The sequence below is a fragment of the Streptomyces sp. NPDC005496 genome (assembly GCF_042872045.1).
Taxonomy (GTDB): domain Bacteria; phylum Actinomycetota; class Actinomycetes; order Streptomycetales; family Streptomycetaceae; genus Streptomyces.
The window spans coordinates 373179-386069 of the sequence record NZ_JBIAJQ010000001.1 but is presented as its reverse complement, the minus strand read 5'-3'; the positions used below and the strand labels follow the sequence as shown (position 1 = coordinate 386069).

Below are 12891 nucleotides of genomic sequence, written 5' to 3'. Positions count from 1 at the left end.
TTAGTGGCCCGCGGTCACCCGGTCCATGGGCAGCCACAGGACGGTGTCCCGGGTCCCGGCGGGCTCACCCGAGCGGACGGCTGCCAGTTCCTCGTTGCTCAGCGCCCGGTCGTAGACCCTGACCTCGTCGACCGCGCCGGTGAAGTGGGCGCGGCCGTCCATGCGTTGCCCGACGTGCACCCCGAACGGCGAGTTGCGGCTCACCGACCCCGGGACGTCCGCCGTGCCGAGCGCCGCGCCGTCGACGAGGAGGGTGAGCCGTCCGCCGCCGCGGCGCAGCGCGAGATGGTGCCACTCGCCGTCGTTGTACGCGTCGGCGGTGCGCACCGAGGCGGTGGCCGGGGGCGCCGCGCCGTTCCTCGCGGTGATCAGCCCGGTGATCCGGTGGGACGCGGGCTCGCCGCGCAGCCACACCTGCGGCTGGGAGGTGCCGATGCCGCCCATCCACAGCAGCGGCTGCTCGCCGGCGGTGGCGGTGTAGCGGAACCACAGGGAGGCCGTGAAGTCCTTGGTCCCGAGCGGCAGCCGCTCGCTGTACGGCAGCCGTACGGCGTCGTCGGTGCCGTCGAACAGGAGGGCGTTCCCGCTCACGCCCGCCGTGGTGCCGGCGCCGCCGAGGACCAGGGCGCGCCGGGCGTGGGGAGCGCGGTCGGCCGTGGTCGGGTCCGGGCCGCGGCGGGGGGCGAGCCAGTCCTCGGTGAACCGGGCGAAGCGGATCTCGTCGCGGGCGTCGACCGCGCCGCCCTCGTACAGCAGCCCCACGCGTTCCCCGTCGACCCGCACCAGGTCGGAGTAGCCGGACCAGTCGGTGGTGACGACCGTCCCGCGGTCCACGCTCTCCCAGGTGCGCCCGCCGTCGTAGGAGGAGCGGATCATCATGGTGCGCCGGCGGTCCGGGTCGCCGGGGCAGGCCAGCAGCAGCCGGCCGCCGAGGCGCAGCACGGAGCCCTGGACCTGGGGGGTGTAGAGGTCGGGGATGTCGCGGAAGGGCGTCACGAAGCTGTCGCCGCCGTCATGGCTGAGGGTCTGGGTGCGGTGGCCGAGGTCGGTGCCGTCCTGTTCGCGGCCGCTGACCAGGAGGGCCCCGTCGGCGCGTTCGGTGAGGGTCATCTCGGAGGGCTTCTGGCGGAAGGTGCCGTCGTCGGCGACCGGCCACGAGTCCGTCGCGCCGATGTCCCAGTGGTCGCCGCCGTCGTCGCTGGTGATCAGCGCGGCGTGGTTGGCGGTGACACGGCTGCCGTTCCAGGTCTCGGTGTTGACGGTGAGGACCAGCCGTCCGGCGTGCTTGCCGCGGGTGAGCTGGACGCCGTGCACGGGACCGGTGGCGTACCAGGAGTTCCAGTGGGCGGGCAGTATCTCGTCGCTCAGGTCACGGGCCCGCGACCAGGTCAGGCCGTCGTCGTCGCTGTACTGCAGGTGCGGGGTCCGGTCGCAGGGCACCGAGCAGCTGCCGCTGTCGGTGCGGCCCGTGTTGTAGGTCTCGGCCAGCAGGATGCGGCCGGTGCGGCGGTCCACGACGGGGGCCGGGTTGCCGTGCGTGTCGCCGCCGCCCTCGTTCACGACCCGCAGCGGGCCCCAGGTGCGTCCGCCGTCCGTGGAGCGCTTGACCACGATGTCTATGTCGGCGGAGTCGCCGCAGTTGAGGACGCGGCCCTCGGCGAAGGCCAGCAGGGTGCCCTCGGTGGTCCGGACGACGGCGGGGATGCGGAAGCAGGCGTAGCCGGGGTCCTGGGAGGCGCGGAAGAGGACCTGCTGCTCGTACTCGCCTGCCGCGGGCGCCTGTTCGGCGCTCGCGGGGCCGGGTAACGCCAGCAGCGCGGCGGTCGTGAGGACGGCGGTGAGAGTGGATCTCAGACGGGTGCGGAGACTCGACGGCATGGTGCGGCCCTGCCCTTCAGGCGTCTGGACATTCTGGACATCCCACGTCCAACGTTCGCGGCACAGACGCTACTTGGGCCTTCCGGGCCCCACAAGAACCGTGCGGCCGGGGATCGGCGCGGCGGCGTCCGGCCCGCGCCCCGATCGCCTGCGGCACGCCGGAAGCACCCTCGCGCGCGATGCCGGGACCGCACCCGGATGGCCCCGCCCCCGGCCGCCGAACGGGAGCAGTTCACACAGCCGTCGATCCGGATTTCCGGTACGGACGGCGGGCGCGGGCTAACGTTCCGTCATGACCGCACCTGAAGCCGAGCCCCGTCTCGCCCTCGACCCCGCACGCTCCGCACTGGTCCTCGTCGACCTGATGGACCGCATCGTCGGGCTGCCCCTGGAGCCGCGGAAGGGTCCCGAAGTCCTCGCGGCCGCCGAGCGGCTGGCCGACGCCTTCCGGGCCGTCGGGGCGCCGGTGGTACTCGTCCGGGTCGAACGGCAGGGCGTCGCCGAACAGCCGCCCGGCAGCGGTCTGGTCGCCGGGCTCGCGGCGGACGGCGACATCGAGATCGTGAAGCGGACGATCGGCGCCTTCCAGGGCACCGGTCTCGACGAGCGCCTGCGCGAGCGCGGGGTCACCACCGTGGTGTTCGGCGGTGTCGCCACCAACCTCGGGGTCGAGTCGAGCGCCCGCGCCGCCGGTGACCTCGGCTACGACCTGGTGTTCGTCGAGGACGCGATGGCCGCGCTGACCGCCCCCGAGCACGAGGCCTCCGTCGGCCTGGACTTCCCGCGCCTCGGTACGGTCGTGCACTCCTCGGAGGTCCGCTTCACCACCGGCTGAGGTCGGGGAAACGGGCCGGCGGGACGGGTACGGGACGGATACGGGCGGGGCCCCGCCGGCGCAGGGGGCGCTCCCCGCCGGTCGGGGCCCCGCCGCCGTGTCGCGGGGGAGCCGGTCAGCCCTGTGCGACCGCGGCCCGCAGGGCGATGCGGTGCTCACCCGCGTACACGTTCATGGAGGCGCCGCGCAGGAAGCCGACCAGCGTCAGTCCCGTCTCGGCGGCCAGGTCCACCGCCAGCGACGAGGGGGCCGACACCGCCGCCAGCACGGGGATTCCCGCCATCACCGCCTTCTGCGCCAGCTCGAAGGAGGCCCGGCCCGAGACCAGCAGCACCGCCCGCGACAGCGGCAGCGCGCCGCTCTGAAGCGCCCGGCCGACGAGTTTGTCGACGGCGTTGTGCCGGCCCACGTCCTCCCGGATGTCGAGCAGTTCGCCGTCCTCGTCGAACAGGGCCGCCGCGTGCAGGCCCCCGGTCCGGTCGAAGACCCGCTGCGCCTCGCGGAGCCGGTCGGGGAGACCCGCGAGGAGCGCCGGCTCCAGCCGCACCGGGGGAGTGTCGTCGATCGTCCAGCGGGCCGTCGTGCGGACCGCGTCCAGGCTCGCCTTCCCGCACAGACCGCAGGACGAGGTCGTGTACACGTTGCGTTCCAGCGTGATGTCCGGGACGACCACGCCGGGAGCGGTCCGCACGTCGACGATGTTGTACGTGTTCGAGCCGTCCACGGTCGCGCCGGCGCAGTACGCGATGTTCTGCAGCTCGTCCGCCGCGCCGAGCACCCCCTCGCTGACCAGGAAGCCCGCCGCCAGCGCGAAGTCGTCGCCCGGCGTGCGCATGGTGATGGCGAGCGGCTTGCCGTTGAGCCGGATCTCCAGCGGTTCCTCGGCCACCAGCGTGTCGGGGCGGGTGCTCACCACGCCGTCCCGGACGCGGATCACCTTGCGTCGTTCCGTGACTCGTCCCATGTCCTGATCAGCCCCGGTTCTGTACGTGCTGGTGGCCGAGAGCGGCCCTTGCTGCGGAGGTGGCCCGCGGGTCACCGGCCGTCGTGCGGCGAGGTGACCCCCGGCGTCCCATTGTCCCGCACCGGCGGAACGCGGCGGCGGTCCGCCCGGCGCGCTCAGGCGGCCGTCCGCAGCGCGAGCAGGTCCGAGATGGCGTGGACGGTGCGCAGGGTGGGCACCGGGACGCCGGTGATCTCGGCCAGTTCGACGACGGCGGCCAGCAGCACGTCGAGTTCGAGCGGCTTGCCGCGCTCCAGGTCCTGGAGCGTGGAGGTGCGGTGGTCGCCGACGCGCTCGGCGCCCGCGAGCCGCCGCTCGATGGACACCCCGACCTCGCAGCCGAGGGCCTCGGCGACGGCGAGCGTCTCGGTCATCATGATCTCGATGACCTTGCGGGTTCCGCCGTGCAGGCACATCTGCCGCATCGTCGCGCGGGCCAGCGCGCTGATGGGGTTGAAGGAGATGTTGCCGAGGAGCTTGAGCCAGATGTCGTTGCGCAGGTCGGGTTCGACCGGGCACTTGAGGCCGCCCGCCTGCATGGCCTCGCTGAACGCGGTGCAGCGCGGCGACACCGAGCGGTCGGGCTCGCCGACGGAGAAGCGCGTGCCTTCGAGATGGCGGACGACGCCCGGTCCCGCCAGCTCGGTCGCGGCGTACACCACGCAGCCGATCGCCCGTTCCGGCGCGAGCACCGCACTGACCGCGCCGCCGGGGTCCACGCTCTCGACGCGGTGGCCGTCGTGGGGTCCGCCGTGCCGGTGGAAGTACCACCAGGGGATGCCGTTCTGGGCGGCGACGACCGCCGTGGTGTCGTGGAGCAGGGGCTCGATCAGCGGCCCGCACGCCGCGTACGAGTTGGCCTTGAGGCCGAGGAACACGAAGTCGACCGGGCCGATGTCGGCCGGGTCGTCGGTGGCGTGGGCGCGCGCGGTGAAATCACCGCGCGGGCTGAGCACGCGGACGCCGTGCTGCCTCATGGCCGCGAGATGCGGCCCACGGGCGACGAGATGCACGTCGGCGCCCGCACGGTGCAGCGCCGCACCGACGTAGGCGCCGATCGCACCGGCGCCGAGAACTGCGACTTTCACTTGGTGAGCTCCGTCCGATCGAGGGTACCGAGGAACTGTCGCACTGTGTCGACGAAATATTGTCTACAGGATGGAATGAGAGGCGGCAATACTTCGCGCAGCACGGGCAAACCGCCCCTCCCCGGCCGGCAGGGGACCGAGGCCGCCGCGGGAGGCCGCCGGCCGGACCCGCGGGGGCCATCCGGAAGCCGTTCGTCCGGTCGCACCGACCGTTCGTCGCGCCAGAGGGACCGCTCGTCGCAGACCGCCCGGCCGTCGACGCCGAGCGGGTTCCCAACGGAGCAACCGCTTCCTATCGTTCGGGATCATGAGCCCCCCTGTCGCACCGCCGGGCTGGAGCCGCTGGCTCGTCCCGCCGGCCGCCCTCTCGGTCCACCTCGCCATCGGCCAGGCCTACGCCTGGAGCGTCTTCAAGCCCCCGCTGGAGTCCGCGCTCGGCCTGAGCGGCACCCAGAGCGCCCTGCCCTTCCAGCTCGGCATCGTCATGCTCGGCCTGTCCGCCGCCTTCGGCGGCACGCTCGTGGAGCGCAACGGGCCGCGCTGGGCCATGACGGTCGCCCTCGTCTGCTTCTCCTCCGGATTCCTCATCGCCTCGCTGGGCGCCGCCACCGAGCAGTACTGGCTGATCGTCCTCGGCTACGGCTTCGTCGGCGGGATAGGCCTCGGCATCGGCTACATCTCCCCGGTGTCGACCCTCATCAAGTGGTTCCCCGACCGGCCCGGCATGGCCACCGGAATCGCGATCATGGGGTTCGGCGGCGGCGCGCTCATCGCCTCGCCCTGGTCGGCGCGGATGCTGGAGTCCTACGGTTCCGACTCCACCGGCATCGCCCTCGCCTTCCTGGTGCACGGACTGACGTACGCCGTCTTCATGTCCCTCGGCGTGCTGCTGGTGCGGGTGCCGCGCGGTGAGCGGCCGGTCGCGGCCGGGCCGAGCGCTGTCGACGGCGTCCAGGTGACGGCGAAGAGCGCCGTGCGCACACCCCAGTTCTGGTGCCTGTGGGTCGTGCTCTGCACGAACGTGACCGCGGGCATCGGCATCCTGGAGAAGGCCGCGCCGATGATCACCGACTTCTTCGCCGACAGCTCGACACCGGTGTCCGTCTCCGCCGCCGCCGGGTTCGTCGCGCTGCTCTCGGCGGCCAACATGGCCGGCCGCATCGGCTGGTCCTCGACCTCCGACCTCATCGGCCGCAAGAACGTCTACCGCGTCTACCTCGGCGTGGGCGCCCTGATGTACGCGCTCATCGCCTGGTTCGGGGACTCCTCCAAACCACTGTTCATCGTCTGCGCGCTGGTGATCCTCTCCTTCTACGGCGGCGGCTTCGCGACGATCCCCGCCTATCTGAAGGACCTCTTCGGCACCCACCAGGTCGGCGCGATCCACGGCAGGCTGCTCACCGCCTGGTCCACGGCGGGCGTCCTCGGTCCGCTGATCGTCAACTGGATCGCGGACCGGCAGGAGGACGCCGGCAAGCACGGGGCGTCGCTCTACGGCCTGTCGTTCCTCATCATGATCGGCCTGCTGCTCGTCGGCCTCGTCGCCAACGAGTTCGTACGCCCCGTCCACACCCGTCACCACATCCCCGCGCCGAGGGAGGCCGCCGATGCCGAGCGAGAGCAGTCCGAGTCAGCCTGACCGCCGGTGGCTCGTGGCGCTCGCCTGGGTCTGGGTGGGGGCGCCGCTGTGCTACGGGCTCTACGAGCTCGTACTGAAGGCCAAGCAGCTGTTCACCGGGTGAGGGCGGGCACGCGTACGTAAGGTGTGCCGGCGTCCGACGGCCTGACAGAAGCCGACAAGCATGGCGCCGCAATCCTGTGGCATCACCTGCCGTCGTACCCGCGAGTCACTGATCAGACTGGTGGATCCCGCTACCCAAGGCAACGAGGGGACCCACCCATGAACGGCTCACGGATCGCCGCCGTCGGTCACTACCAGCCCGCCAAGGTGCTCACCAACGAGGACCTGGCGGGCCTGGTCGACACCAGCGACGAGTGGATCAGGAGCCGCGTCGGCATCCGCACCCGCCACGTCGCCGGGCCCGACGAACCGGTGGACGAGCTGGCCGGGCACGCCGCCGCCAAGGCGCTCGCCGCCGCCGGCCTGGGCCCGCGCGACATCGACCTGGTGCTCGTCGCCACCTCCACGGCGATCGACCGCTCACCGAACATGGCGGCCCGGGTCGCCGCCCGCCTCGGCGTCCCCTCCCCGGCTGCGCTCGACGTCAACGTCGTCTGCGCCGGGTTCACCCACGCCCTCGCCCTCGCCGACCACTCGCTGCGGGCCGGGGCGGCGACCCGGGCGCTGGTGATCGGCGCCGACAAGATGACCGAGGTGACTGACTGGACCGACCGCACGACGTGCGTCCTGGTCGGCGACGGCGCGGGGGCCGCCGTGGTCGAGGCGTCGGACGAGCCGGGGATCGGCCCGGTGCTGTGGGGCTCGGTCCCGGAGATGGGCCACGCCGTGCGCATCGAGGGCGCCCCGCCCCGGTTCGCGCAGGAGGGCCAGAGCGTCTACCGGTGGGCCACCACCAAGCTGCCCGCCATCGCCCGCCAGGCCTGCGAACGCGCCGGACTCGCCCCCGAGGACCTCGCCGCGGTCGTCCTGCACCAGGCGAACCTGCGCATCATCGAGCCGCTCGCCGGGAAGATCGGCGCCGTGAACGCGGTGGTGGCACGCGACGTGGTCGACTCCGGGAACACCTCCGCGGCCAGCATCCCGCTCGCCCTGTCCAAGCTCGTGGAGCGCGGGGAGATCACTTCGGGCGACCCCGTCCTGCTGTTCGGCTTCGGCGGGAACCTGTCGTACGCGGGACAGGTCGTCCGCTGCCCCTAGGGCCTGTCGTTTGGATCAGGTCGGCCGTGACAGACGGTTCGTCCCGGCCGACCCGAGCGGGGTCTGGTGCGTGCAGCTGCAAGGCGGAGGAGGGAGTCGAAGCGATGGGGGTCCCCCCGCTCGAGCGGAGCCGAGAGTGGGGGAGTCGGCGACCGACGACAACGCCGCAGATGTGCGTGCCAGACCCCGCGACACCGGCCTGATCCAAACGACAGGCCCTAGGTCCCGGAGTCCGAGGGAGTGCCCTCGTCGGGGGCGGTGTGACGAGCGCGACCCTCGCCCGGTCTGGTCATTGTGCGCCGTAGACTGTAGACGAAAGGCAATTCATACTGACTTCACGGAGCCGCGCCGTGACCACTGGTCGCCCGGTGCCGCCGCTGCCCAGAGGGGAGACCGCGATGTTGTCCACCGGACTGCCGCAGGGGGCGGTGCCCAGGCTCGAACGTCCCGGCCCGCTGCGCGACCGCGTCTACGAGGCCCTGCTCGAACTCATCATCACCCGCGCCCTGTTGCCGGGGCAGCACCTGGTGGAGAGCGAGCTCGCCGGACACCTCGGCGTCTCCCGCCAGCCCGTACGCGAGGCACTCCAGCGGCTCAACACCGAGGGCTGGGTCGATCTCCGGCCCGCCCAGGGCGCGTTCGTGCACGAGCCGACCGAGCAGGAGGCCGACCAGCTCCTCACGGTCCGTACGCTCCTGGAGGCCGAGGCGGCCAGGCTCGCCGCCACCTCGGCGGACGACGCGGGCATCGCCGTCCTGGAGGAGCTGTGCGCCGAGGGCGAGCGCGCGGTCGCCGCCGACGACGTGGACACCGCGGTCGCCCTGAACGCCCGCTTCCACACCAAGGTGATGGAACTCGCGGGCAACACGGTCCTCGCGGAACTCGCCGCGCAGGTCGAGCGGCGCGTCCGCTGGTACTACACCCCCGTCGCCCGCCAGCGCGGCCACCGGTCCTGGGAGGAGCACCGCGAGCTGATCGCCGCGATCGCCGACCACGACGAGGAGCGGGCCACGGCGGTGTCCCGCGCCCACACGGAGCACACCCGCAAGACGTACCACGAGCGCGAGCGGTAAGGCCGGCCCGCAGGGCGGGAGCTATTGGCAGGGCGGTGGCCACGACGGCCGCCGCCCTTTTGCGTGCCCCTCAAGAGCCCATCGGGCAAGGGCTGTTGGCCCCGGGGGCCCTCTCCTCGCCCGTCTTTGTCCTGTGAGTGGAGAAAGTCTGCGGCAATTCGTGCGCGACTTCTTCCCACTCCCGGCAGCCGCTGCTACGTTCACCTCGAAAGCCCGACGGAGACGGCCGATTGAGGCGGGGAGGGGCACGTGAGACGCATGACGGCTCGACCCGCGAACGCCCACCAGGCGCGGCTGCTGCGCCTGTTGCGGGACGGCGGCCCCAACTCCCGTGCCCAGCTGGGCGACCAGATCGACCTCTCCCGGTCGAAGCTGGCCGTCGAGGTGGAACGGCTCCTGGAGACCGGCCTCGTGGTCGCCGACGGACTCGCCGCCTCCCGCGGTGGCCGCCGCTCCCACAACATCCGGCTGGCCCCCGCACTGCGCTTCCTCGGCGTCGACATCGGGGCGACCTCGATCGACGTGGCCGTCACCAACGCCGAGCTGGAGGTCCTCGGACACATCAACCAGCCCATGGACGTGCGCGAAGGACCCGTCGCGGTCTTCGAGCAGGTCCTGGCGATGGCGGCGAAACTGAGGGCGTCCGGGCTCGCGGAGGGTTTCGACGGCGCCGGCATCGGCGTCCCGGGGCCGGTCCGCTTCCCCGAGGGCGTCCCGGTCGCGCCGCCGATCATGCCCGGCTGGGACGGCTTCCCGGTCCGCGAGGCCCTCAGTCAGGACCTCGGCTGCCCGGTGATGGTCGACAACGACGTGAACCTGATGGCCATGGGGGAGCAGCACGCGGGCGTAGCGCGCTCCGTGGGCGACTTCCTCTGCGTCAAGATCGGTACCGGCATCGGCTGCGGGATCGTCGTCGGCGGTGAGGTGTACCGCGGTACGACGGGCAGCGCGGGCGACATCGGGCACATCCAGGCGGTGCCCGACGGCCGCCCCTGCGCCTGCGGGAACCGCGGCTGCCTGGAGGCCCACTTCAGCGGGGCCGCGCTCGCCCGCGACGCGACCGAGGCGGCGCAACACGGACTCTCGCAGGAACTCGCGGCACGGCTGGAGGCGGTGGGCGCGCTCACCGCCGTCGACGTCGCCGCCGCGGCGGCCGCGGGGGACGCGACCGCCCTCGACCTGATCCGCGAGGGCGGCAACCGGACCGGCCAGGTCCTCGCCGCACTCGTCAGCTTCTTCAACCCCGGCCTGGTGGTGATCGGCGGCGGGGTGACGGGTCTCGGCCACACCCTGCTCGCCGCGATCCGCACCCAGGTCTACCGCCAGTCGCTCCCCCTGGCGACCGGCAACCTCCCCATCGTCCTGGGCGAGTTGGGCCCCACCGCCGGAGTCATCGGCGCGGCCCGGCTCATCAGCGACCACCTGTTCTCACCCGCGTAGCACCCGCGGCCGACAGGCCCCGGCACATCTCACCCGCACGCCCCGCTGCTTCGCCCTGCCCTGAACACGCCTGTCCCGAACACGCCTGCCCCGAAACCGACTTCGCCGCAAGCGCCCTGCCCTGCAACCGGCCCGCACGCCCGCCGAGGGGAACCGTCATGGCACCCGAACCACCGCTGCTCACCATGTCCGGCATCACCAAGTCGTTCCCCGGAGTCCGCGCCCTGGACGGCGTCGACCTGGAGGTCCAGGCCGGTGAAGTGCACTGCCTCCTCGGCCAGAACGGTGCCGGCAAGTCCACCCTCATCAAGGTCCTGGCCGGCGCCCACCAGCCCGACGACGGCACGATCGGCTGGCGCGGCGAGCCCGTCACGCTCCGGTCCCCGATCGCCGCCATGCGCCTCGGCATCGCCACCATCTACCAGGAACTCGACCTGGTGGAGGGCCTGTCGGTGGCCGAGAACGTCCACCTCGGGCACGAACCCACCACCGCCGGCTTCGTCGTACGGGGCAAGACGGCCCGGGACTCCACCGGCGCGCTGCTCGCACGGCTCGGGCACCCCGAGATCGACCCGGGACGACTGGTCGGAGACCTCTCGGCGGCCCAGCAGCAGATCGTCTCCATGGCCCGGGCGCTCTCCCACGACGTACGCCTCATCGTCATGGACGAACCGTCCGCGGCACTCGACCCCGACGAGGTCGACAACCTCTTCCGCATCGTCGGCGACCTCACCGCGGACGGCGTCGCCGTCGTCTACATCTCCCACCGGCTGGAGGAGATCCGCCGCATCGGGGACCGCGTGACCGTCCTCAAGGACGGGCGCGCCGTGGCGGTCGGGCTGCCCGCGAAGTCCACCCCGACCCGCGAGGTGGTCGCCCTGATGACGGGCCGCAACGTCGAGTACGTGTTCCCGGACCGGCCGGACCGCGAACCCACGTCGGAGCCGGTCCTGGAAGTCCGGGGACTCACCAGGCAGGGGGAGTTCGAACCGCTAGACCTGGAACTGCGCCCCGGCGAGATCGTGGGCCTCGCGGGACTGGTCGGCTCCGGCCGCTCCGAGATCCTGGAGACGATCTACGGCGCGCGCAAGGCGACCGCAGGGCAGGTCGTCGTCGGCGGCACCCCGCTGCGGCCCGGCAGCGTCCGCGCCGCCGTCCGCGCGGGACTGGGACTCGCCCCCGAGGAACGCAAGGCCCAGGGCCTGCTGATGCTGGAGTCCGTCACCCGCAACGTGTCCGTCTCCTCCATGTCCCGCTTCTCGCGCGGCGGTTGGGTGGACCGGCGGGCCGAGCTCGGCGCGGCGCGCGCGGCGACCCGGGAGTTGTCGCTGCGGCCCGACAACCCCTCCGCGCCGGTGCGCACCCTCTCCGGCGGCAACCAGCAGAAGGCCGTCCTCGCGCGCTGGCTGCTGCGCGGCTGCCGGGTGCTGCTGCTCGACGAACCCACGCGCGGCGTCGACGTCGGCGCCCGCGCCGAGCTGTACGCGGTCATCCGCCGGCTCGCCGACGAGGGCCTCGCCGTCCTGCTGGTCTCCAGCGAAGTGCCCGAGGTGCTCGGGCTCGCCGACCGCGTACTCGTACTGCGCGAAGGCCGGGTCGTCCACACGGCGCCCGCCCGCGAACTCGACGAACACCGTGTGCTCGACCTCGTCATGGAAGGCGGCCCGGTGGCCAGTGAAGGGAGCCCGGCGTCATGACGCAGCCCGTATCCCCGCCCAGGGATGACACCCGCAAGGCGGCACCGACCAAGGACCGCACACCGTGGCAGACGCTCGGGGTCCGCGCCGACGTCCGCACCCTTTCCCTCCTCGGCGTGCTCGCCGTCCTGATCCTCATCGGAGGCATCACCAAGCCCGACGAGTTCCTCGACACCCGCAACCTCCAACTCGTCCTCACCCAGGCGTCGGTGATCGGCGTCGTCACCGTCGGCATGACCTTCGTCATCATCTCGGGCGGCATCGACCTGTCCGTCGGCGCCATCGTCGCGCTCGCCTCGGTCTGGGCCACGACGGTCGCCACCCAGGAGTACGGCTTCGCCGGCATCCTCTTCACCGCGGTGATCGTCGGCGTGGGCTGCGGCCTGGTCAACGGCCTCCTCATCGCGTACGGGGCGCTGGTCCCGTTCATCGCGACGCTCGCCATGCTGGCCTCCGCCCGCGGACTCGCCCTCCAGCTCACCGACGGCAAGACGCAGATCGTCACCGTGGACGGCGTCCTGAAGCTCGGCGAGCGCGACTCCTACGTGCTGGGCATCCCGCCGCTGGTCCTCGTCTTCGCCGTCGTCACCGTCATCGGCTGGCTGGTCCTCAACCGCACCACCTTCGGGCGGCGCACGGTCGCCGTCGGCGGCAACGCCGAGGCGGCCCGGCTCGCGGGCATCGACGTACGCAGGCAGCGGCTCTACCTGTACCTGCTCTCCGGACTGTGCTGCGGCATCGCCGCGTTCCTGCTGATCATCCTGTCCGGCTCGGGCCAGAACACCAACGGCAACCTGTACGAACTCGACGCCATCGCGGCCGCCATCATCGGCGGCACGCTCCTCAGCGGAGGCCGCGGCACCATCACCGGGTCCGTGCTCGGCGTCCTGATCTTCACGACGATCACGAACCTCTTCGCGCTCAACAACCTGCAGAGCGACGTCCAGCAGATCGCCAAGGGCGCGATCATCGTCGCCGCCATGCTCGCCCAGCGCCGCACCGCCCACACCACCTGAGCCGCACCGTACGGAAAGGTCC

The 12891-nt window shown here is 72.4% G+C and carries 11 protein-coding genes; 8 read left to right on the top strand and 3 right to left on the bottom strand.

Translation table 11 applies throughout. The annotated features are described in order from the left end of the window. Positions 1-1878, bottom strand: a complete 1878-nt coding sequence (locus ACFYQQ_RS01890) for a sialidase family protein (protein ID WP_355782753.1) — start codon at positions 1876-1878, stop codon at positions 1-3. A 292-nt stretch (positions 1879-2170) separates the two neighbouring features. On the opposite strand from ACFYQQ_RS01890, the gene ACFYQQ_RS01885 reads away from it, so the two are divergent. Continuing rightward, positions 2171-2713, top strand: coding sequence for an isochorismatase family protein (locus ACFYQQ_RS01885; protein WP_355782754.1), 543 nt, complete (start codon positions 2171-2173; stop codon positions 2711-2713). 115 nt (positions 2714-2828) lie between these two features. On the opposite strand, the gene fdhD is transcribed toward ACFYQQ_RS01885, so the two are convergent. Both fdhD and ACFYQQ_RS01875 read right to left on the bottom strand, forming a co-directional pair. Continuing rightward, the gene (gene fdhD / locus ACFYQQ_RS01880; protein ID WP_355782756.1) at positions 2829-3677 is read right to left on the bottom strand and encodes a formate dehydrogenase accessory sulfurtransferase FdhD; all 849 of its coding nucleotides are present in this window, start codon (positions 3675-3677) and stop codon (positions 2829-2831) included. 155 nt (positions 3678-3832) lie between these two features. Beyond that, positions 3833-4804 (bottom strand): 2-dehydropantoate 2-reductase, encoded by a 972-nt coding sequence (locus tag ACFYQQ_RS01875; RefSeq protein ID WP_355782758.1) that lies wholly within the window; start codon positions 4802-4804, stop codon positions 3833-3835. 307 nt (positions 4805-5111) lie between these two features. Here ACFYQQ_RS01875 and ACFYQQ_RS01870 point away from each other — a divergent pair, with 307 nt between their 5' ends. The 7 genes from ACFYQQ_RS01870 (at position 5112) to ACFYQQ_RS01840 (ending at position 12869) form a co-directional block, all read left to right on the top strand. Beyond that, a complete protein-coding gene (locus ACFYQQ_RS01870) occupies positions 5112-6443 on the top strand; it encodes an OFA family MFS transporter (RefSeq protein ID WP_355782761.1) in 1332 nt (443 codons plus the stop codon). Continuing rightward, on the top strand, positions 6412-6546 hold the full coding sequence (locus ACFYQQ_RS01865) for a hypothetical protein (RefSeq protein ID WP_356176056.1): 135 nt from the start codon (positions 6412-6414) through the stop codon (positions 6544-6546). The genes ACFYQQ_RS01870 and ACFYQQ_RS01865 overlap by 32 nt, the downstream gene beginning before the upstream one ends. Positions 6547-6704: 158 nt before the next feature. Next, entirely contained in the window at positions 6705-7643 is a 939-nt protein-coding gene (locus ACFYQQ_RS01860) for a beta-ketoacyl-ACP synthase III (RefSeq protein WP_355782764.1), read from the top strand. A gap of 398 nt (positions 7644-8041) precedes the next feature. Further along, entirely contained in the window at positions 8042-8716 is a 675-nt protein-coding gene (locus tag ACFYQQ_RS01855; RefSeq protein WP_355794400.1) for a GntR family transcriptional regulator, read from the top strand. 258 nt (positions 8717-8974) lie between these two features. Continuing rightward, positions 8975-10156, top strand: coding sequence for an ROK family transcriptional regulator (locus ACFYQQ_RS01850; protein ID WP_356171385.1), 1182 nt, complete (start codon positions 8975-8977; stop codon positions 10154-10156). A 158-nt stretch (positions 10157-10314) separates the two neighbouring features. Further along, complete coding sequence (locus ACFYQQ_RS01845; protein ID WP_355783728.1) at positions 10315-11853, top strand: sugar ABC transporter ATP-binding protein; 1539 nt, start codon at positions 10315-10317, stop codon at positions 11851-11853. Continuing rightward, positions 11850-12869, top strand: a complete 1020-nt coding sequence (locus ACFYQQ_RS01840; RefSeq protein WP_355783719.1) for an ABC transporter permease — start codon at positions 11850-11852, stop codon at positions 12867-12869. The genes ACFYQQ_RS01845 and ACFYQQ_RS01840 overlap by 4 nt, the downstream gene beginning before the upstream one ends. Positions 12870-12891: the final 22 nt, after the last annotated feature.

Coding starts and splice junctions, on each gene's coding strand:
- ACFYQQ_RS01840 (WP_355783719.1), top strand. CDS start 11,850: ATGACGCAGCCCGTATCCCCGCCCAGGGATGACACCCGCAAGGCGGCA.
- ACFYQQ_RS01850 (WP_356171385.1), top strand. CDS start 8,975: ATGACGGCTCGACCCGCGAACGCCCACCAGGCGCGGCTGCTGCGCCTG.
- ACFYQQ_RS01865 (WP_356176056.1), top strand. CDS start 6,412: ATGCCGAGCGAGAGCAGTCCGAGTCAGCCTGACCGCCGGTGGCTCGTG.
- fdhD (WP_355782756.1), bottom strand. CDS start 3,677: ATGGGACGAGTCACGGAACGACGCAAGGTGATCCGCGTCCGGGACGGC.
- ACFYQQ_RS01890 (WP_355782753.1), bottom strand. CDS start 1,878: ATGCCGTCGAGTCTCCGCACCCGTCTGAGATCCACTCTCACCGCCGTC.
- ACFYQQ_RS01860 (WP_355782764.1), top strand. CDS start 6,705: ATGAACGGCTCACGGATCGCCGCCGTCGGTCACTACCAGCCCGCCAAG.
- ACFYQQ_RS01845 (WP_355783728.1), top strand. CDS start 10,315: ATGGCACCCGAACCACCGCTGCTCACCATGTCCGGCATCACCAAGTCG.
- ACFYQQ_RS01885 (WP_355782754.1), top strand. CDS start 2,171: ATGACCGCACCTGAAGCCGAGCCCCGTCTCGCCCTCGACCCCGCACGC.
- ACFYQQ_RS01870 (WP_355782761.1), top strand. CDS start 5,112: ATGAGCCCCCCTGTCGCACCGCCGGGCTGGAGCCGCTGGCTCGTCCCG.
- ACFYQQ_RS01855 (WP_355794400.1), top strand. CDS start 8,042: ATGTTGTCCACCGGACTGCCGCAGGGGGCGGTGCCCAGGCTCGAACGT.